This is a genomic window from Acinetobacter sp. G18 (assembly GCF_052660225.1).
In genome coordinates, this window is record NZ_CP109658.1 from 3,090,587 (window position 1) to 3,109,766 (window position 19,180).

Here is a 19,180-nt window from a genome sequence, read left to right on the forward strand (position 1 = left end):
AATGAGTAAAACGCCTCGTTATTTAGAAACACCACCCGACTGGACACCAGACGAGCAACCGACTTTGCCTGGTTCACCAGCAGCAATTGCACACTCTGTACCTAAGCGGTTTATTTACTTTTTTATTGGTTTATTTATAGCCCTTTCGGCAAGTTTAAGTAATGGTTTTATTACGGCGAATTTACCTTTAATTCAAGGTGAATATGGACTGACGCCTTCCGAAGCTGCTTGGCTACCTGCTGCTTATGTCATGGCAAATGTCAGCTCAAACCTGATTTTGTTTAAAGCCCGGCAACAGTATGGTCTGAGAGTATTTTCGGAAATAGGACTGGTTATTTTTATTGCCGTGCTGGTTTTACATATTTTTGTGCATACCTACGAAATGGCCCTATTTGCAAGGGTTATAGCGGGTTTGGCTGGTGCACCTCTCAGCTCTTTAGGTATGTATTACACCATGCAAGCTTTTAAAAAAGCAGATATGGCAAAAGGTATATATATTGCCTTCGGTTTTCAGCAGTTAGGGGTTCCCGTCGCTTGGATTATTTCTCCATTTCTTGTAAGTACAGACAGTTGGTCTGTTCTTTACACCTTTGAGCTAGGTTTAGCACTTTGTTGTTTAGCCATGGTTGTTTCATTGAAACTACCACGAAGCTTACGTATTTATGTATTTGAGAAGCAGGATTTCTTTACCTTTGCTTTACTGGCTCCCGGTTTTGCATGTTTATGTATTGTGCTTACACAAGGCCCAATTTTATGGTGGTTTAACAGTGAATGGCTTGCTTACGTTTTAATTGCTGGCTTTAGTTTGGTTGTTCTTGGTTTGCTCTATGAACACTATCGAGCCAATCCATTAATTATGACACGTTGGCTAGGTACTGCTTCGACCTTGCGTTTCATTTTTGGTGCTTTTGCTATTCGACTTCTAATGTCAGAGCAAAGCTATGCTGCGGTTAATTTCTTAAAAGCTATGGGAATGGGGCCTGATCAGTTTGTACCTCTTTATGTAGTGATATTCATCGGGATTTTAAGCGGAACGCTGTTTAGTGCACTGACTTTTTCACGTGAACGAATTATCTTCCACTTACTTTTTGCAGAGTTCTTGATTCTGGTTGCATGCGGACTAGATTACCACTTAACCAGTGATGTTCGGCCTGTGAACTTCTTTGCAAGTCAGTTCTTAGTAGGCTTCGCAGGTGGTTTATTTATTGGGCCTTTATTGCTTATTGGCTTTGCCCAAACTTTGGCTAAAGGTCCTTCGTATGTAGTGACTTTTATTGTCTTGTTTTCTGCAACTCAAACCTTTGGTGGCCTTGTCGGGTCTTCTTTCTTCTCGACCTATCAACAACACCGCACACAGAACTATCAAGTCGAGATTATTAAAGATTTAGAACAATCAGATCCGTTAGTTTCTCAAAGGCTCTCCACCTATCAACGTAGTGCAGCCATCACAACAAATGACCCGGCATTACAAACGACTCAGGCCATGCGCACACTCAATCAAGTAGTCACCCGTGAAGCCCAAGTGCGCGCCTACAATGATGTTATTGCGTTAAACGGTATTTTTGCTATCGCACTGCTCTTATGGGGTGGATTTAACATTGCGCGTAGTAAATATCTACAACGTAGAGGAATTAGCCGCCCTTAAAGGCTTTTGTTATTGATGAAATAGAAATTGAGATTGATATATGTCAGATGATCAAAACAAACCGGAACAATCACCTGCTCAGGTTCCTGCCAACGAGCCAACACCTGCACCTGCACCTGCAAGTAAATTGATTCCGACAAAAAGCTCAACTCTGTTCTGGATGTTGGGAGTCCTTATTATCGGTATTTTAGTAATTTTATGGGCATGGAGAATTGGTCCTTTTGCAACGAGTGTCCAGCAAACTGACAATAGTTATGTCAAAGGTAAAACTACGATTTTATCTTCACAAATTAATGGCTACATTAAAGATGTATTAGTCAAAGACTTTGATCACGTTAAAAAGGGTCAAGTGTTAATGCACATTGATGCAACCACTTATGACCAAAAAGTAACTCAGGCAGCTTCTGGGGTTGAACAAGCTAAAAATACTTTAGCCAACCAAACCCAATCCATTGCTCAGAAGCAAGCTGATATTGTGGCGGCGCAAGCTAAAGTCGATCAAGCAAAAGCTCAATACGAACTCTCTTTAGCTCAGCTTAGACGTTACCAACAGCTAGGAAATAGTGGTGCAGCCTCTAAATCTGAGCAAGATAAAGCCGCGGCCGATGCTGAAAATAACCTTGCAGCACTTAAACAGGCAGAAGCGAATGTTTTAGTTGCTAAAGAGGCTTTGAAAACCGCGCAGGTCGCAGAAGCTGGCTTAGAAGCACAAGTTTCAAGTGCTAAAGCACAGTTAGACCAAGCACAGACCACCAAAGACTATAGCGTTATTGTTGCTCCAATGGATGGTCAACTGGGTGAAGTAAACCCTCGTGTTGGACAATATGTCGCGGCAGGCTCACAGTTACTCTACTTAATTCCACAGCAAACTTGGGTGATTGCTAACTTTAAAGAAACCCAAATTGCCAATATGCGAATTGGTCAAAAAGCATGGTTTACTGTCGATGCCATGAACCACAAAAAATTTACAGGCCATGTTGAGCAAATCTCACCTGCTGCAGGTTCAGAGTTCAGTGTGTTAAAGCCAGACAATGCGACAGGCAACTTTACTAAAGTTGTGCAACGCATAGCTGTACGCATCACCATAGACCCGAATCAGGAAGGAATGGAACACTTACGCCCTGGTATGTCAGTAATTACTTCTGTCGATACAAGTTCTTAATCAGCTTTTTAAAGTTCTCTTTAAAAAGCTACAATGTGATCATTCATTATTTTTCTCAATTTCTAATGTTTGATCACATTGCCCAACCGATTTCCTACCAGCACATTGAACTCCCCTCATCTGTTCATCTCGACATTAAAAGGATAGATCTAATTCATCCTCAAATTTCGGGCAATAAATTTTTCAAACTAAAATACAATCTGCTTGCCGCAAAACAACAAGGTCTATCAACTATTTTGACTTTTGGTGGGGCTTATTCCAACCATATTGCTGCAACTGCTTATGCAGCTCATCTTTTTGGCTTACATAGTATTGGAATTATTCGTGGTGAAGAGTTAGCGAGTAAGCCTCTTAACCCCACTTTGGCAAAAGCCCAAAGTCTGGGAATGCAGCTACATTTTGTCTCACGCAATGAGTATCGCTTGCGAGATGACGCAAATTATCTTCAAAAGCTAGGTCATCAGTTTCCTGAAACTTTTATTATTCCAGAAGGCGGCACCAATGAATTGGCTGTTCAAGGTTGTCAGGAAATTCTCAGCCAAAGCGATTTGCAAAACTATGATGTCATTTGCTGTGCAGTAGGAACTGGCGGAACGATTTCGGGTCTTATTGAAAGGAGTGGACTACACCAAAAAGTCTTAGGGTTTTCGGCTTTAAAAGGTGACTTTTTACAACAAGAAATTCGGCAGTGGACCAAAAAACAGAACTGGTCTGTGACAGATGCATACTGCTGTGGTGGGTATGCAAAAACTTCACCCGAATTATTGGCATTTATAGACAGTTTTGAAGAGCAGCATGCGGTACCACTAGAACCGATCTATACGGGAAAGATGATGTTCGGTCTGTTTGATCTTATAAAGAATAATTACTTTTCTGAAGGAACTCGCATTTTGGCAATTCATTCTGGTGGTTTACAGGCAGATATAAGAAATAAATCACATCAATAACTTATTAGCTTTTAGTGCACATTACTCTGCATAGCAGTAAATGTCTTTAGCACGAGTAAGTGCTGACATGGTAGTATATGCCCCTTTTAAATTTTCACGATTAATCGAGAATCTCTTATGTCTAACAGTCATGTCGATGTCATTGTCTTAGGTGCAGGCGCTTCTGGACTCATGTTGGCTGCACATGCTGCTAAACGAGGGCGCTCGGTTTTAATTTTAGAAAAAGCCAACAAAATTGGTAAAAAGATTTTAATGTCGGGCGGAGGCAAGTGTAACTTTACCAACCTCTATGTAGAGCCTGATAACTATATTTCTCATAATCCGCACTTTGTCATTTCTGCCCTGTCACGCTATAGCAACTGGGACTTTATTGGTCTGGTGTGTGATTATGGAATTGCCTATGAAGAACGTAAACACGGGCAATTATTTACGTTAAACGGCGCTAAAGAAATTTTAGAGATGTTGGTGAGTGAGTGTAATAAAACCAACAATGTTGAAGTCCAAACCCATTGTGAAGTTGGACAGATCGACCCATTAGAACAAGGCGGTTTTTCTGTACACACCAATCAAGGTCGTTTTAGCTGTGAGTCATTAGTTGTTGCTACAGGAGGCTTATCTATTCCGACTTTGGGCGGATCTGGATTTGGCTATGAATTAGCACAAAAATTTGGACACCAAGTCTTCCCTACTCGTGCAGGTTTAGTTCCATTTACTTTTTCAGATCATATTAAAGAAGTCACCACTCGCTTAAGTGGTAATGCTTTAGATGTTACGTTAAGCAACTCAAAAAATAGCTTTACTGAAGCGTTATTATTTACCCATCGTGGATTAAGTGGGCCAAGTTCTTTACAGCTTTCTAACTATTGGAATACTGGAGAAAGTTTTAAAATTGACTTTTTCCCAAGCCAAGATTTGGCAGCTTATTTAAAAGATAAAAAGAAAGCACAGCCTAAAGTTTTATTGCGCACCCTTTTGAATGAGTTTACGGCGAAAAGTATTGTACAAGAGCTACAACAACTCATATGGCCAGAGCATAGCGAAACGGCGATTGGTAATATCAGTGATGCACAGCTAGAGCATATTGCTGAGCAATTACATGGTTTTTCGGTTAAACCATCAGGCACTGAAGGATATCGTACTGCCGAAGTGACCTTAGGTGGAATTGATACAACTGAAGTTTCATCTAAAACACTCGAAAGCAAAAAGCAGAAAGGATTGTTCTTTATTGGAGAAGTACTGGATGTGACCGGCCATTTAGGCGGTTATAATTTCCAATGGGCTTGGTCTTCTGCTTATGCAGCAGCGCAATATGTTTAAATGCTGAATAAGCTAATTTGCTGCTTTCGCTTCACTTGATGATTTTTCAGCGTCACGTGTATGCGTTGTTGCCTGTTTTGATGAATCAGATTTGCTAAACACAAATTTATAAGCACTTGCTAAAAAACCAACGGTAATCCCAGCAATTACAACAGGTGCTAAAAAACGACCAGGCTTTTTCATCGTATTTTCCTCACTTATTTGTTTTTATAGCTGTCAAAGACAGAACGACCACTCAATATAGAGTGGTCGAACTTATCACAAAAATCAAAGATTTTTTGTACTGTTTATCTGAAAATTAGTTACACCTACTAAATTTCATCATTTTCGCCAGTAGAACCAAACGGTTTATTTACTGGTGGTTGTGATGGATTTACTTGGGCAGAATCTGCTGGTTTTGCATCAGATGAAACAGTTGATGATGAAGTTGTAGCCGTTGGCGCAGTTGAAGCCGAAGACGTACTTGCTGTTGTAGTAGAAGGTGGTTGATATAAAGGATTTGGTTGATTTGCTTCTTTTTTCGCTTTATCGAGCAAGTCAGACAACAGTCTTTCCGCTGGTTGACGACCACCTAAGCCAAATGCAAGCGCAAAAGCCACTGCAACTGCACCTAGAGTTAAACCAAATGCTAGGTTCACAATCGAATCAGCAATACCCATCGCTTTTAAACCAAGCGCAAGGACTAAGCCAATAATTAAGACACGAACCAAACTACCTAACCAACGCGAACTGTTATATTCACCGCGTTGCACCACATTTGCCACAACATTGGCAAGCCAGAAACCAATCACCAAGATTACAGCGCCCAATAGAATGTTTGCACCGAAGTGGATAAACATTGCGATTAGACCACTAATCTGTTCAAAGCCAAGACGGTCAGCAGCTTCTGAAACTGCAAACAACATGGTAAAGAACACGATTAACCAGCCAACAGCACCAGAAACTTTAGTTTGACCGAAAAAGCGTTGTACATCTAATTTTGCAGGGATTTCATCAACACCTGTTCCTGCAATGAGTTCAGCAACTAGACGTCCAACAAAACGAGAAACAATATAAGCAACCAGTAAAATTAAACCAGCAGCAATAATGTTTGGAATCGCTTGCAAGATTTCATTGAGCATTGCTGTTGCTGGCTGAGAAATTGTCTCAATACCTAAAGCTTCAAATGCCACAATCAATGTCGTAATGATGATAATGGCAAAAACAAATGAACCTAAAAATTTGCCTACATTAGAGCTTTTGAAAAGACCAATTTTTTCAGCTTGCGCTTGAACGCCTAAGCTATTGATTAAGCCTTCAACAATACCGCGTACAATTTTTGCCAAGATATAACCAACAAAAACGATAACGCCAGCAATAAAGATATTTGGTAAGAAGGCTATTGCCTCATTTACCATATTTTGAACAGGAATAAGTAAACCTGTTAACCCTAAGATTGAGAGAACAATAGGAAGGAAAAGCAATAACACAAGCCAGTAAAGAATTTCACCAATATTCTGACTAATTCCCCCTACCCCTACTTCGCTACTTAATTTGTCATCAAGTTGCGTTCTGGATAGCACATTGGTAATTCCCGCCCGCACCAGTCGAGCAACGATCCAACCAATGAAACCCACCACCACGGCAGCAATAATATTTGGAATATAGACGAGTACCTGATTCACCATATTGCTAAATGGTCCACTCACTCCACTGATGTTGAGCACATTTAAAGCGGCAACCACAGCAAGAATCAGAATAAACCAGAATATGACTTTGGAGACGAGGCCTTCTATATTAGGAGTACGTCCTGTAGCTGAAGATAATTTGGCATTTGTATTTAATTTTTGCAGAAGTTTTTTTACCCCTGCTGCAACTAATAAAGCGATTATCCAGCCAACCAGTAAGATGACAATTGCAGCCAAAATAGGATGAAACTGATCCCAGTAATACATCGCATCAAACTGAGCGCCGCGAGGCCCATTAAAAAATTCATTCATATTGTTATGTCCTCAATTGTTATGTTCTTTTCAGTGTTATCAATAAATGAAAAACACCAGTTCGTTGTAAAAAATGACGATAAATGCGGTCTATGTCACCTTATGTTTTGAATATTTTTCAATCAACAACCTTCTGCATAAATACAACAAATTGATGCAAAAGATTGCAAAAAAAGCCTTCAGGACACATCCTAAAGGCTTTCTATCAAGATATACTGTTGGGCTTACTATCCTTTGTAAGTCTTCAAATCAGGACTACCCATCATGACATGTGGTGTGGCCTCATGTTGAAAAGCTCCTTCTTCTTTAGGCGTTTTGCTATGATCAGCAACCATGTAGACGATGAGTGCAATAAGAAAAAGCCCAACAATAATTAAAATATAAACTGGCAATCTTCTTTTTTTCGCAGTTTCTTCAGGACTCGTCACATGAGGTGGTTTTGAAAAATCATGCATCTTCTTTCCCCTCTTCTATTATCATTAACTTTATAATCATCATAACAATTTGATTTGTTGCATTGTGTGAAAAAGCATTATGCGTAGGTGACTAGGTTTGCAAAACTCTACTTTTAAAATAATAAATTTAGTATAAAATTTAGCCACATTAATTTTGACTATTAAAAATATAATCTCATTTTATTCATCACCTTCTTTAAAACTCGATTTGTAATACAATATGTTTTAGCGCTTACTTTTTATAAAATAGGCTATAATAAGCCCCCTTGTTTTAAAGCTACTCAATTTTATGATGTATCGTCAGCAAAGCGTAACTCTTGATCTCGACACTGACGTCACACATCAATGTTATTTGCATCAAACAAGAGATGAGCATCTCATTGGTATTATTGAATTTAATAAACCAAGCTTCCAGTTAAAATGGGGTGATCTTGAGTATTTCCGTCGCCGTACCGAAGAGTTCTCGGTCATGCCATTCCCTGAATGTGTTAATGCGATGATTGTTGATATTCGTAATATCAATGTATTTCTGGACAATGAAGTCCCAATTTTACCGTGGCGTTTACTTGAAGAAGACTGCCCTGTTCGCTTGGTTGTTCCTCAAGATCGTCTTGAATATTATGCAGGTCTGTTTGAACCAACTTGGCTTTCAACAGATGTCGACAGCGCGATTTCAGAAATTCGTGAATTTATGGATATGTTTGTCCATTAATAAACATATCCATAAAAAGTTTTCTTAAAATATTTTATTTTCGGTTTTTACCAATAATTTTCTACCGCAATATTTCCTTCACCACGACGATTCATCGTCAAACCACGGCGTTTTAAAGCTTCTTTGGTATCATCTACCATTTGTGGGTTTCCACATAACATAACGTGACTGGTTGCTGAATTAAGTTCTAGACCTGCTGCTTTTTCTAACTCACCATTTTCGATTAAAACCGGTAAGCGCTCATGCAACGGCGCAGATGAATCTCGGGTAATAATAGGAATAAATTTAAAGCCGTTATGCCCGTCCCCAAACGTTTCAGCAATCTCTTGAATACGATCGACATAAGCCAATTCATCTGCTGTACGGACGCTATAGACCAAACTAATCTTTTGATAATTAGACCAAGTTTCAAAGTCTTGTAGCATCGACAAAAATGGAGCCAAACCTGTACCTGTTGCTAATAACCATAAATCATGCGGTAAAGGTTGCTGATAACGCGCCAAAGTCAGATAGCCATATGGAATTTTTTCTAAATATAGCTCATCACCGACTTTCAAATGCTGTAGATTCGAAGTGAAAGCACCGTCTGGTACAACAATTGAGAAGAACTCTAGCGTTTCATCAAATGGAGAAGACACCACCGAATAAGCACGGACAACCAGTTCGTGACCTACCTTTAAACCTATACGCGCAAACTGACCTGCGGTAAATTTAAAATGCGAAGGGCGAGTCATGGTAAAGCTGAAAAGTGTTGGGGTCCAACGATGAACTGATAAAACTTTTTCTACGCTAAATTTTTCAATTGACATGATTTCAACGTGGCATGAAATAGTGCGCTCATGTTAGCATGACAGCCGAAATAATGAATACTTTTAAACGTTAAGGCTTTTTAAACATGCGGATGACATTACGCCAGTTGGCTGTTTTTGTAGCAGTCGCCCAAGAAGGAACCGTTACTAAAGCCAGTGATGCGGTCAGACTGACGCAAAGTGCAGCTAGTATGGCTTTAGCCGATTTAGAAGACGGCTTAGGTGCTCCTTTATTTGATCGTTTAGGTAAGCGCTTACAGCTTAATGATCTTGGACGTTTTTTACTTCCTCAAGCATTAGAAATATTAGGACGTTGTGAAGCGTTTGAACAAGCTGCTAAGGGTGAATTACAAAGTATCGATTTACGTATCGGTGCGACTTTAACCATTAGCGACTATTTAATGCCTGATTTAATGGCTAACTTTTTACAACGTCATCCGCAAGCACATTTACAACTTCAAGTGGGCAATACACGCCAAATGATTGAAGCAGTAAATCAGTTCCAATTAGATTTAGCTTTAATTGAAGGTTCTTGTCACTTACCTCAACTACAATGTATTCATTGGCGTGATGATGAGCTGGCAGTGTGTTGTTCACCAGATCATCCTTTAACTCGTTTAAATCGTCCACTTACGCCTCAAGATTTTCATGACGTAGAATGGATTTTACGTGAAGAAGGATCTGGTACGCGAGAAGTCTTTGATAATGCAATTTTACAAGATCTACCAGATGCCAACATTCGCTTAACGCTTGGTCATAATGAAGCAATCTTGAAAATAGTGGCAGGTGGCTTAGGAATGTCTTGTATTTCTAGATTAGCGATTGAACCTTTAAGTGAGAAAGGTCAACTCGTTATTTTAGATACACCATTTTGGCAACTGACCCGTCCACTTTATATGCTGGTACATCGCCAAAAATATCAAGGCCCGGGTCTTAAAGCATTTTTAAAATTCTGCGATGAAGATCAGGCTTAAAGCCTGATCTTCTAATGCCATCTAGAGTCATTTTCACATGGCTCACCATCATGATCTCCATCCATTTTAGTGTTTGGGCAATTTCTTACAAACCAACGTGCCTCTTCTAAAGAATGCATTTGCGTACAATACTCACGCCCATCACAATGAAAAGCCGATGTTTCATCATTTATTCGTTTCGGGGCTGGGGCTGTTTGAGAAGCAACTGTTTGAGGAGTAAATGCTAAAGCCTTTTTCGTTTTCTCAGAAAGTTGTATATCTGGCAATTTACCCAAAGCTGCGCGCTGTTCCTTAATAATCTGCTTTTGTTGCTGTATTAATAATTGTACTTTTTCATGTGATGCACGCTGCTGAGCCTGTTGACGATAGTGCAATACAATAAAAGTCACACACGCAACAACAACCAAGATGCCAACGATAAATATACTGATGTACTCACGTGAACTCAGCTTGAATTTGCTGCGTTTAATTTTTCCCCGTTGAACCATATTTCCCCATTCTTTATCTTATTATTCATTTTTAAGAAAATTAAGGGAAATTAATATCTCCCTTAATTCTAAATCACTTAATCTTTCTGAACGCATCAAAACACTTGTCTAATACATTCATTATTTAAGTGTTTTTAATATATTACATTTAGCTCATTATTAACGTCGGAAATTTGACAATAACTCACTCGTGATCGCTTTATTGTGATCCGCAATTTTATTTTTTTTGGTTTTCGCAGGATTCGTGTCAACACGCTCAATTTTGATCGCTTTAAATTTCCCTTGATTGTCAGCCGCAAGAAATCTCACTTTCTCATTTCTTTTCGGCTCACCTTCTGATGCAGGAAAGTCAGAAATATGAAAGAAAATATCTCCTTCAGTGGTTGAAATAAAACCAAACCCCTTATCGGCGTTATATTGTTTTACTCTTCCAATATAAAACTCTTGTTTCATGATCTTTCCCCTATTTTTCCTATCCAATCGTTGCTGTAAATAAAAAGAGACTTTCAATTCCGCTGTTAAAAATACGGTTTGATGAAGTCTCTTTTTTATGACTATTTCAAAAATTAATCTTTTTGAACACTACCAAAAATCTTGTCACCAGCATCGCCTAAACCAGGAACGATATAACCTTGTTCATTTAAGCCATCATCAATAGATGCAGTATAAAGCTGAATGTCAGGATGTGCTGCCTCAACTTTTGCAATTCCTTCAGGAGCTGCAACCAATACCATAACACGGATATCTTTACATCCACTTGCCTTTAACACATCAATTGCAGCAACCAAAGAGTTACCTGTTGCCAGCATTGGATCGATAATCATTGCAATACGGTTAGCCACATCTGGAACTAGCTTTTTATAGTAAGTACGTACTTCCAAAGTCTCTTCGTTACGCTCAAGACCTAATACACTTACCTTTGCACTTGGAATCAGATTAAGCACGCCATCAAGCATACCAATACCAGCACGTAAAATCGGTACAATCGTTATTTTTTTACCAGCAATACGCTGAGTAGTAACAGTTCCAGCCCATCCATCAATTTCGCAATCCACAACAGGTAAATCTTTCGTTGCTTCATATGTCAATAACATAGTCACTTCTTGAGCAAGCTCACGGAAATTCTTAGTACTGATGTCAGCACGACGTAATAAACCTAATTTATGACGAATAAGTGGGTGACGAATTTCTTGAATGGCCACAGATGTTACCTAAAAATATAAAAACGTATTTATTATAATCTTTTTTTAACTATCAATAAAAAAAAGCCTCCATATTTGGAGGCTTTTTTGTACACAAGAATTATTGCTGTTGTGAAAGCATGAAATGTAATGGAGATAAAATTTCTGCTTTTAACGCCAAATTAATCATTGGATCTGGATATACACCCAAAATAATCACTAATGCAGCAGCAGCTAATACCATCAAACCACCCACTTTTTGTCCCCAATGTGCATCAGCATCAATACGAGGAGTTTCAGGTGGAGTCATATACATCACAACCATCACACGTAAGTAGTAATACAAACCAATACCACTACCCACAATAATCATTGCAGCTAAGAACCAGTGTTGAGTCGTTACAGCAGCCATAACAACTAAGAACTTACCAATGAAGCCTGCTGTTAATGGAATACCAGCCAAAGATAACATCATGACTGTTAATGTTGCTGTAAGTACTGGACGGCGCCAGAACAAACCACGGTAGTCTGCAAGGCTTTGAGCTTCATCTACGTTGTTATATGGGCTAGACATTAACGCTACTGCACCAAAGGCACCAATAGTGGTTAATACATAAGTCACCACATACACAGTTACGCTACCTAAGCTCGCATATGTCATGCTAATTAAAGCAATTAACAAATAACCAAAGTGAGCAATAGATGAATAACCCAAAATACGCTTTAAGTTCACTTGGCGAACAGCGAGCAAGTTACCGACTAAAATTGACAATACAGCAATGATTGTCAAAACAGTCACTAGCGAGTTCACCATAATTGCGCCAGAAGCAAGCAAATAACGTACGAACAAACCAATAGTCGCAACCTTAGCAGCAGTTGCTAAGAAAGTTGCCATTGGAGCTGGAGCGCCTGCATATACATCTGGTGTCCATTTGTGGAACGGTGCAAGCGACAATTTGAATGCAACAGCAAAGATAATAAGTGCTAAACCTAATAACACCATTGGCTGTTTGATTGCGCCAAATAAAGCTTGAACCGAATCATAGAATGAAAGCGAACCAGTGTAAGCGTAGATATACGCCATACCCATCAACAACATCGCAGAAGCTGTTGCAGAAAGTACAAGGTACTTAATACCCGCTTCAAGCGATTGGCTACGTTGATATGTATAAGCAAGTAAGCCGTATACAGGAATCGACATTAACTCAAGGCTAATGAAGAAAGATGCATAGTGAGAACTTGCAACCATCAACATTGCACCTGCTACAGAAGCAAGTAACAGAAGATAGAGTTCTTCACGGTTGTCTTTATAAGTCTCGATGTAAGCATGAGACAAAGTACAACAAGCCAATGATGCAACTAAAATCATGAACTGATAGAACAAAGTAAATGGATCAACCATAAACATGCCCATCACATTTGCCGGTACAAATTTACCGCCAAATAGTTCTAACAAGATATAAAGTGCAGCAAGGTTTAAACCGACAACAGAAGTTGTTGCGATTAAATTATGGTTACGCTTAATTGCAATGAGCAGCATAACGACGACTGTTGTCAACGCAACAATCATCACAGGCGCTAATGGCATAATCGTAGAAAATGATACTGTGAAGTTCATGATTATTGGATCTCCACATGGTCAAGTTGAGTAGCTGTTTGCTGAACAGTTTCAACGACTTCTTGTACTGGCACATAACTATTGACCAACCACTGCATACTTGAATGAGATACATCCAAGAATGTTTGTGGGAAGATACCAAGCCAAACGAGACCAATCGCACAAATCATCAAAATAACAACTTCACGAGCAGATAAGTCTTTTAATGGACTAGTGTAGTGTTGCTTTTGTTCAGGGTTTGGCTCACCAAATAAAGCACGGTGAATCAAGATCAAGCCATATAAACCTGCAAATACAAGGCTGATAGAAGCAAGAATCGTGAAGGCCGGATATTTATTAAATGAACCCATCAAAATCAGGAATTCACCAATAAAGTTACCTAAACCTGGCACACCAACAAGAGCAGCTACGAAGAACATTAAGAAGAATGGTAAGTATTGGAGTTGACCACGAAGACCACCCATCAAACGCAAATCACGTGTATGCAAGCGCTCGTAGATTTGACCAGACATAATGAACAATGCAGCAGATGACAAACCATGTGCCAACATCATGATCATTAAACCTTGGAAGGTCAAAATATTACCTGCATAGATTGCAAGTAAAATGAAGCCCATGTGTGAAATCGACGTATACGCAAGTAAACGTTTCATGTCAGTTTGCTGGTAAGCACACCAAGCGCCGTAGAAAATACCAATCAAACCGAAAATAATCGCAATATCTGCAAACTGTGCAGAAGCTGCCGGGAAGAATGGAATTACAAAACGGAGTAAACCGTATGCTGCTGTTTTAATCAAGATACCAGCCAAGTCTACAGAACCCGCTGTAGGAGCTTGAGCATGGGCATCTGGTAACCAGCCATGCAATGGAAACACTGGTAACTTCACTGCAAAACCAATAAAGAAGCAGATCATGAAACCATACGCGAAGCCAGCAGGTAAACGATTCGCTACAGCTAATAAATAGTTGTAATCAAAACCGATCATACCAGTCATCATGTAACCATAAACCACAAGGCCAAGGATACCGATTAACATCACTAAACCAGCGATTTGCGTATATAAGAAGAACTTAGTTGCAGCGTAAACACGTGAACGGCCGTTTGAACCTTTATGACCCCATAACGCAATCAAGAAGTAGATTGGTACAAGCATCATCTCCCAGAAGAAGAAGAATAGGAACAAATCGATTGCCAAGAACACGCCAATAACGCCACCTAAACTCCATAATAAGTTTAAGTGGAAGAAACCAACGTTCTTTTGAATCTCGCCCCATGAACAACCAACAGCAAGTACACCCAGTAAAGCTGTTAACAACACCATGAGTAAAGACAAGCCATCCACTGCTAAGTGAATGCCAATACCGAGAGATTTAATCCACGGTAAATAGAACTCAGCTGACCAAGTTGGGACTTTTGAGCCCAACTCGTATGTATAAGTACCACTTTGCCAAAGTGCAAGACCTAAGCCCAAAGTAATGAGCATACCAATTAAGGCAATCCAGCGTGGTAAAGTTTTGTCGAGTTTATCGACTAACCAACAAGCAAAACCTGCAATGAACGGAACAAGGATCAGCGCGGGTAAAATTAAATTGTTTTCCATTTTATTTCCCCACTACCTGAATAACGATCAAGATCATCAATAACACCACTACACCGAGTGACATGCTTGATGCGTATTCACGCAATGAACCTGTTTGACGTGAGCTTGTAAAACTGTTTCCGCCTTTAACAAGCGCAGGAAGCACAAGCCACAAGCTATCAATTGGATCACGACCAAATAGTTTGGCGAAGAATAAATAAGGTTTAACAAAAACGATGTCATACAACGCATCGAAACCAAATGCAGTACGACAGATATGAGCTAAGCCAGCACCAAGACTTGTTTGAGCAAACGATTTTACTGCACCGTAAGCAAATGCAAACAGACCAATACCAACTGCTAAACCAACAAGCGCGATACCTACAGCTAAATGCTCTGCTCCATGCATGCCTTCTACAAACTGTTCAGCAACGTGGAATTCAGGAATTTTCGCTGTATTTAAAATACCAGCTACAGGGCCTTTTAGTGCAGCGCCCACAAAAGTAGACAATACAGCCAAGATACCTAATGGCGCCCAGTAAGTTGCACCTTTAATCTCATGGTAATGTGTATTTTCTTTACCAAAGAATACAACCCAAATTAAACGGAAAGTATAGATTGAAGTCAGGAACGCACCCGCTACACCAGCCCAATATAAGGTGTGGTATAGAGCAACTGATTGACCTTGTACCCAAACTTCACCAAGAATCGCATCTTTTGAGAAGAAGCCGATTGTTAAGAATGGAATCGCTGCTAATGCACCGCCACCAATCGCGAAACATGCAAATAGGAATTTGTTTTTGTAGAACAAACCGCCCATTTTGAAAATATTTTGTTCGTGATGGTAAGCAAGAATAACTGCACCAGAAGACAAGAATAATAATGCTTTGAAGAATGCGTGAGCCAACATGTGGAACAAGCCAGCTTGGTAAGCTTCTGCACCAACAGCCATAAACATATAACCAAGCTGACTCATTGTTGAGTAAGCCAAAATACGTTTGATGTCTGTTTGCACAAGAGCAGCAAAGCCTGCAACTAATAAAGTTACAGCACCTGTTACCGAAATGAATTGCATCACTTCAGGTGCAAGCTCAAATACGCTGAATAAACGGCAGCATAAGTACACACCAGCCGTTACCATTGTTGCTGCGTGGATTAATGCAGAAACAGGTGTTGGACCTGCCATCGCATCTGCCAACCATGTTTGCAATGGAATTTGAGCAGATTTACCAGCAGCACCCAAGAACAACATTAAAGCAGTCCAGATGGTAAGTGACGAACTCTTCGTCATTACTTCTGCTGCGTGTTCAACGATGTACTGAGTATTCAGCGTACCAAATTGTTGGTAAAGCAAGAATAAAGCGATAAGTAAGAATACGTCACCTACGCGGGTAACTGTAAATGCTTTGATCGCTGCCCAACCATTTGCAGGGTTAGCATAATAGAAACCGATGAGCAAGTAAGAGCAAAGACCTACGCCTTCCCAACCTAAGAATAACAACGCTAAGTTGTCACCCAATACAAGCACAAGCATGCTTGCAACGAATAGGTTGAAATAAGAGAAGAAACGCGCATAACCTTCTTCACCACGCATGTACCATGATGCAAAGATGTGGATTAGGAAACCAACACCAGTGATCATGCCCATCATAAGTAAAGATAAGCCATCTAAATGTAAGCTAATGCCAGGAGCGAAACCACCAACATTGAACCATGTCCAAAGGTTTTGAACAAAAACCTGCTGACCGCTATTGGTAAATGCCATACCAGCAATCAATGCAAATAATGCAGATAAACCTACAGAACCCACACCAATAATTGCTGCAACATTTTCAGAGAGCTTATCACGCCCTGCCGCCAATAAAATAAAACCGATTAGCGGAAATAATACTGTTAGATATAAATAACTCATCCGCGCATCTCACTAGCAGCATCCACATCCAAATGATGGAAGCGATGATAGAACTGAAGAACAATCGCAAGACCGATACACGCCTCTGCCGCAGCAAGGGTTAAAATCAGAATGAACATCACTTGTCCATCTGGTTGTGCCCATACGCTACCCGCAAGAACGAATGCTAACGCAGCAGCATTCATCATGATTTCAAGGCTCATTAACATAAATAGTAGGTTGCGTCGCACCATTACACCGTAAAAACCGAGTGCAAAAAGAATGGTTGCAACAATCAAACCATGTTCTAAAGGGATCTGGCCCATTATTCTTTTTCCTCTTCTGCACCTGGTTCACGTTTACCTAAGTGGTATGCTGCAACAAGGGCTGCTAGCAATAACATCGCGGCAACTTCAACCAATAATAAGTAGTGAGTAAAGAGCGCTTGACCAACAACTTTTGGTCCAATTACTTGTGCTCCAAGTGGTGCAGAGATGGTTGTATATTCACCACCAAGCATCCAAACTAAAAGTAAGCCAAGTAAAAAGCTCATGAGTGCTGGATATGCCCAAGCATCTGAAGAAAGCCATTTACGCTCTTGTTCTACAGTGTGTTGCCCTAAGTTAAGCATCATCACCACGAATACGAACAAGACCATAATTGCACCAGCATAAACAATGATTTCGAGGGCGCCAGCAAACGGCGCACCTACGATCATGAAAATACCAGCAACTGCAAGTAATGAAACAATCAGACTAAGCAATGCATGTACAGGGTTCGTGTTAGTAACTACACGAACCGTAGAAACGATGGCCACGAGCGCCATCAAATAAAACGGCCACATCATGGTAATAGACTCCGTACATCGATTGGTGCACTTTCTTTTTGTGCTTGACCTTTCTCTTTACCGCTAACAGCCATACCAGTTACACGGTAGAAGTTGTAGTCTGGGTATTTACCTGGACCTGAAATGAGTAAGTTTTCTTTCTCATATACAAGGTCTTGACGTACGTATTCGCCTAACTCGAAATCTGGAGTCATTTGAATCGCTGTCGTTGGACATGCTTCTTCACACATACCGCAGAAAATACAACGAGAGAAGTTGATACGGAAAAACTCCGGATACCAACGCCCATCTTCTTTTTCTGCTTTTTGTAGTGAAATACAGCCAACTGGACATGCAACCGCACAAAGGTTACATGCCACACAACGTTCTTCCCCATCTGGGTCACGCGTTAATACGATACGACCACGAAAGCGTGGCGGCACAATTTGTTCAGCCGGTACTTCTGGATATAAAATCGTGTCACGTTTACGCGTTGCATGGCTAAATACCATAAACAACGAACGTACAATTGATCCGAATCCAGCTAGAAATTTATACATTTTGTACTCCCTGCTGTCCTAGGCCTGATTCATCAGAATCACAGCACCAGTCACTAACAAGTTGACCAACGCCAATGGCAAACAAATTTTCCAACCAAAGTTCATGACTTGGTCATAACGTGGACGCATTAAAGAACCACGTGCCAATACAAACATCATTACAAAGAATGCTGTTTTAATCACAAACCAGAATACTGGTGGAACAAATGGAATTTCTAAATTGAATGGCGCTAACCAGCCACCAAAGAATAAAGTCACGATCAATGCAGAGATAAGTACAACGTTGACATATTCAGCAACGAAGAACATACCCCATTTCATACCGCCATATTCAACATGGTAACCTTCAGCCAATTCTTGTTCTGCTTCTGGTTGGTCAAATGGATGACGGTGAGTTACCGCAACACCAGCAACCACAAAAATCAAGAAACCTAAGAATTGCGGAATAACGAACCAAACATCACGTTGTGCTTCAACAATTTCACGAAGGTTGAATGAACCTGCAATTGCAACCACACCCATTAACGAGATACCCAAGAACACTTCATAAGAAATGGTTTGAGCAGCTGAACGTAAGCCACCAAGCAATGAGTATTTGTTATTTGAAGCCCAGCCACCAAATAAGACTGCATAGACTGCAATACCAGCCATTGCCATAAAGAACAACAGACCGATGCTCATGTCGGCAACACCCAGTGAAGGACTCACCGGGATAACCATGAACGAAAGCACCGCAGTTGCCATCGCAACTGCTGGAGCTAAACGGAAAGTTAATTTATCAGCAAATTTTGGTGTCCAGTCTTCTTTGAACATGATCTTAAGCATGTCGGCAACGATCTGGAACATACCACCAGGACCAACACGGTTTGGACCATAACGGTCTTGCCACCAAGCAAGTAAACGACGCTCAATAAAAGACATTAATGCAGCAACAAGAACAACAACAAGCAAAATCACAACTGCTTGAACAACTGCATAAGCAATTGGCCAGTTCTCAGCCCAAAGTGGCGTTTGACGTATAATTTCTTGATTCATG

The 19,180-nt window shown here is 40.2% G+C and carries 20 protein-coding genes; 6 read left to right on the top strand and 14 right to left on the bottom strand.

The window, feature by feature from the left end:
• Window position 1: 1 nt before the first annotated feature.
• The 4 genes from NE363_RS14625 to NE363_RS14640 all read left to right on the top strand — a co-directional run bounded on the left by NE363_RS14625 (window position 2) and on the right by NE363_RS14640 (window position 5,071).
• The gene (locus NE363_RS14625) at window positions 2-1,645 is read left to right on the top strand and encodes an MFS transporter (protein ID WP_445535336.1); all 1,644 of its coding nucleotides are present in this window, start codon (window positions 2-4) and stop codon (window positions 1,643-1,645) included.
• Between the two features lie 40 nt (window positions 1,646-1,685).
• The gene (locus NE363_RS14630) at window positions 1,686-2,807 is read left to right on the top strand and encodes an HlyD family secretion protein (protein WP_445535337.1); all 1,122 of its coding nucleotides are present in this window, start codon (window positions 1,686-1,688) and stop codon (window positions 2,805-2,807) included.
• A 65-nt stretch (window positions 2,808-2,872) separates the two neighbouring features.
• Window positions 2,873-3,754, top strand: coding sequence for a 1-aminocyclopropane-1-carboxylate deaminase/D-cysteine desulfhydrase (locus tag NE363_RS14635; RefSeq protein WP_445535338.1), 882 nt, complete (start codon window positions 2,873-2,875; stop codon window positions 3,752-3,754).
• 117 nt (window positions 3,755-3,871) lie between these two features.
• Window positions 3,872-5,071, top strand: coding sequence for an NAD(P)/FAD-dependent oxidoreductase (locus tag NE363_RS14640; protein ID WP_445535339.1), 1,200 nt, complete (start codon window positions 3,872-3,874; stop codon window positions 5,069-5,071).
• A 12-nt stretch (window positions 5,072-5,083) separates the two neighbouring features.
• On the opposite strand, the gene NE363_RS14645 is transcribed toward NE363_RS14640, so the two are convergent.
• The 3 genes from NE363_RS14645 to NE363_RS14655 form a co-directional block, all read right to left on the bottom strand.
• Window positions 5,084-5,254, bottom strand: a complete 171-nt coding sequence (locus tag NE363_RS14645; RefSeq protein ID WP_019457074.1) for a hypothetical protein — start codon at window positions 5,252-5,254, stop codon at window positions 5,084-5,086.
• 128 nt (window positions 5,255-5,382) lie between these two features.
• Window positions 5,383-7,050, bottom strand: coding sequence for a mechanosensitive ion channel (locus tag NE363_RS14650; protein WP_445535340.1), 1,668 nt, complete (start codon window positions 7,048-7,050; stop codon window positions 5,383-5,385).
• A 227-nt stretch (window positions 7,051-7,277) separates the two neighbouring features.
• On the bottom strand, window positions 7,278-7,505 hold the full coding sequence (locus tag NE363_RS14655; protein ID WP_191010873.1) for a hypothetical protein: 228 nt from the start codon (window positions 7,503-7,505) through the stop codon (window positions 7,278-7,280).
• Between the two features lie 292 nt (window positions 7,506-7,797).
• Here NE363_RS14655 and NE363_RS14660 point away from each other — a divergent pair, with 292 nt between their 5' ends.
• Window positions 7,798-8,217: a hypothetical protein gene (locus NE363_RS14660; protein ID WP_171057774.1), complete on the top strand. Its 420-nt coding sequence runs from the start codon at window positions 7,798-7,800 to the stop codon at window positions 8,215-8,217.
• A 47-nt stretch (window positions 8,218-8,264) separates the two neighbouring features.
• Here the strand turns inward: NE363_RS14660 and NE363_RS14665 are convergent, their stop codons facing one another.
• On the bottom strand, window positions 8,265-9,026 hold the full coding sequence (locus NE363_RS14665) for a ferredoxin--NADP reductase (protein ID WP_445535341.1): 762 nt from the start codon (window positions 9,024-9,026) through the stop codon (window positions 8,265-8,267).
• A gap of 86 nt (window positions 9,027-9,112) precedes the next feature.
• Here NE363_RS14665 and gigC point away from each other — a divergent pair, with 86 nt between their 5' ends.
• Window positions 9,113-10,000 (top strand): LysR family transcriptional regulator GigC, encoded by an 888-nt coding sequence (gene gigC / locus NE363_RS14670; protein WP_004703480.1) that lies wholly within the window; start codon window positions 9,113-9,115, stop codon window positions 9,998-10,000.
• A gap of 11 nt (window positions 10,001-10,011) precedes the next feature.
• Here the strand turns inward: gigC and NE363_RS14675 are convergent, their stop codons facing one another.
• From NE363_RS14675 to nuoH, 10 genes are all read right to left on the bottom strand, one after another.
• Window positions 10,012-10,488: an excalibur calcium-binding domain-containing protein gene (locus NE363_RS14675; protein ID WP_445535342.1), complete on the bottom strand. Its 477-nt coding sequence runs from the start codon at window positions 10,486-10,488 to the stop codon at window positions 10,012-10,014.
• Between the two features lie 159 nt (window positions 10,489-10,647).
• Entirely contained in the window at window positions 10,648-10,941 is a 294-nt protein-coding gene (locus NE363_RS14680) for a cold shock domain-containing protein (protein ID WP_004703483.1), read from the bottom strand.
• Window positions 10,942-11,054: 113 nt separating this feature from the next.
• Window positions 11,055-11,690, bottom strand: a complete 636-nt coding sequence (gene upp, locus NE363_RS14685; protein ID WP_004703485.1) for a uracil phosphoribosyltransferase — start codon at window positions 11,688-11,690, stop codon at window positions 11,055-11,057.
• A gap of 100 nt (window positions 11,691-11,790) precedes the next feature.
• Window positions 11,791-13,287 carry an NADH-quinone oxidoreductase subunit NuoN gene (gene nuoN, locus NE363_RS14690; protein WP_004703492.1) on the bottom strand — a complete coding sequence of 499 codons (1,497 nt, stop codon included), beginning with the start codon at window positions 13,285-13,287 and terminating at the stop codon, window positions 11,791-11,793.
• Window positions 13,288-13,289: 2 nt separating this feature from the next.
• Entirely contained in the window at window positions 13,290-14,888 is a 1,599-nt protein-coding gene (nuoM, locus tag NE363_RS14695; protein ID WP_039251650.1) for an NADH-quinone oxidoreductase subunit M, read from the bottom strand.
• A 1-nt stretch (window position 14,889) separates the two neighbouring features.
• On the bottom strand, window positions 14,890-16,779 hold the full coding sequence (gene nuoL, locus NE363_RS14700; RefSeq protein WP_077163846.1) for an NADH-quinone oxidoreductase subunit L: 1,890 nt from the start codon (window positions 16,777-16,779) through the stop codon (window positions 14,890-14,892).
• Complete coding sequence (nuoK, locus tag NE363_RS14705) at window positions 16,776-17,084, bottom strand: NADH-quinone oxidoreductase subunit NuoK (protein WP_000529822.1); 309 nt, start codon at window positions 17,082-17,084, stop codon at window positions 16,776-16,778. The genes nuoL and nuoK overlap by 4 nt, the downstream gene beginning before the upstream one ends.
• A complete protein-coding gene (nuoJ, locus tag NE363_RS14710) occupies window positions 17,084-17,602 on the bottom strand; it encodes an NADH-quinone oxidoreductase subunit J (RefSeq protein ID WP_014205902.1) in 519 nt (172 codons plus the stop codon). The genes nuoK and nuoJ overlap by 1 nt, the downstream gene beginning before the upstream one ends.
• A complete protein-coding gene (gene nuoI / locus NE363_RS14715) occupies window positions 17,602-18,144 on the bottom strand; it encodes an NADH-quinone oxidoreductase subunit NuoI (RefSeq protein ID WP_004703498.1) in 543 nt (180 codons plus the stop codon). The genes nuoJ and nuoI overlap by 1 nt, the downstream gene beginning before the upstream one ends.
• A gap of 18 nt (window positions 18,145-18,162) precedes the next feature.
• The gene (gene nuoH / locus NE363_RS14720) at window positions 18,163-19,179 is read right to left on the bottom strand and encodes an NADH-quinone oxidoreductase subunit NuoH (RefSeq protein WP_004703499.1); all 1,017 of its coding nucleotides are present in this window, start codon (window positions 19,177-19,179) and stop codon (window positions 18,163-18,165) included.
• Between the last annotated feature and the right edge of the window lies 1 nt (window position 19,180).

What these genes read in the sequence shown, in the direction of transcription:
- NE363_RS14625 (WP_445535336.1), top strand. Translation starts at nt 2, where the DNA reads ATGAGTAAAACGCCTCGTTATTTAGAAACACCACCCGACTGGACACCA.
- NE363_RS14630 (WP_445535337.1), top strand. Translation starts at nt 1,686, where the DNA reads ATGTCAGATGATCAAAACAAACCGGAACAATCACCTGCTCAGGTTCCT.
- NE363_RS14635 (WP_445535338.1), top strand. Translation starts at nt 2,873, where the DNA reads ATGTTTGATCACATTGCCCAACCGATTTCCTACCAGCACATTGAACTC.
- NE363_RS14640 (WP_445535339.1), top strand. Translation starts at nt 3,872, where the DNA reads ATGTCTAACAGTCATGTCGATGTCATTGTCTTAGGTGCAGGCGCTTCT.
- NE363_RS14645 (WP_019457074.1), bottom strand. Translation starts at nt 5,254, where the DNA reads ATGAAAAAGCCTGGTCGTTTTTTAGCACCTGTTGTAATTGCTGGGATT.
- NE363_RS14650 (WP_445535340.1), bottom strand. Translation starts at nt 7,050, where the DNA reads ATGAATGAATTTTTTAATGGGCCTCGCGGCGCTCAGTTTGATGCGATG.
- NE363_RS14655 (WP_191010873.1), bottom strand. Translation starts at nt 7,505, where the DNA reads ATGCATGATTTTTCAAAACCACCTCATGTGACGAGTCCTGAAGAAACT.
- NE363_RS14660 (WP_171057774.1), top strand. Translation starts at nt 7,798, where the DNA reads ATGTATCGTCAGCAAAGCGTAACTCTTGATCTCGACACTGACGTCACA.
- NE363_RS14665 (WP_445535341.1), bottom strand. Translation starts at nt 9,026, where the DNA reads ATGTCAATTGAAAAATTTAGCGTAGAAAAAGTTTTATCAGTTCATCGT.
- gigC (WP_004703480.1), top strand. Translation starts at nt 9,113, where the DNA reads ATGCGGATGACATTACGCCAGTTGGCTGTTTTTGTAGCAGTCGCCCAA.
- NE363_RS14675 (WP_445535342.1), bottom strand. Translation starts at nt 10,488, where the DNA reads ATGGTTCAACGGGGAAAAATTAAACGCAGCAAATTCAAGCTGAGTTCA.
- NE363_RS14680 (WP_004703483.1), bottom strand. Translation starts at nt 10,941, where the DNA reads ATGAAACAAGAGTTTTATATTGGAAGAGTAAAACAATATAACGCCGAT.
- nuoN (WP_004703492.1), bottom strand. Translation starts at nt 13,287, where the DNA reads ATGAACTTCACAGTATCATTTTCTACGATTATGCCATTAGCGCCTGTG.
- nuoM (WP_039251650.1), bottom strand. Translation starts at nt 14,888, where the DNA reads ATGGAAAACAATTTAATTTTACCCGCGCTGATCCTTGTTCCGTTCATT.
- nuoL (WP_077163846.1), bottom strand. Translation starts at nt 16,779, where the DNA reads ATGAGTTATTTATATCTAACAGTATTATTTCCGCTAATCGGTTTTATT.
- nuoK (WP_000529822.1), bottom strand. Translation starts at nt 17,084, where the DNA reads ATGGGCCAGATCCCTTTAGAACATGGTTTGATTGTTGCAACCATTCTT.
- nuoJ (WP_014205902.1), bottom strand. Translation starts at nt 17,602, where the DNA reads ATGTGGCCGTTTTATTTGATGGCGCTCGTGGCCATCGTTTCTACGGTT.
- nuoI (WP_004703498.1), bottom strand. Translation starts at nt 18,144, where the DNA reads ATGTATAAATTTCTAGCTGGATTCGGATCAATTGTACGTTCGTTGTTT.
- nuoH (WP_004703499.1), bottom strand. Translation starts at nt 19,179, where the DNA reads ATGAATCAAGAAATTATACGTCAAACGCCACTTTGGGCTGAGAACTGG.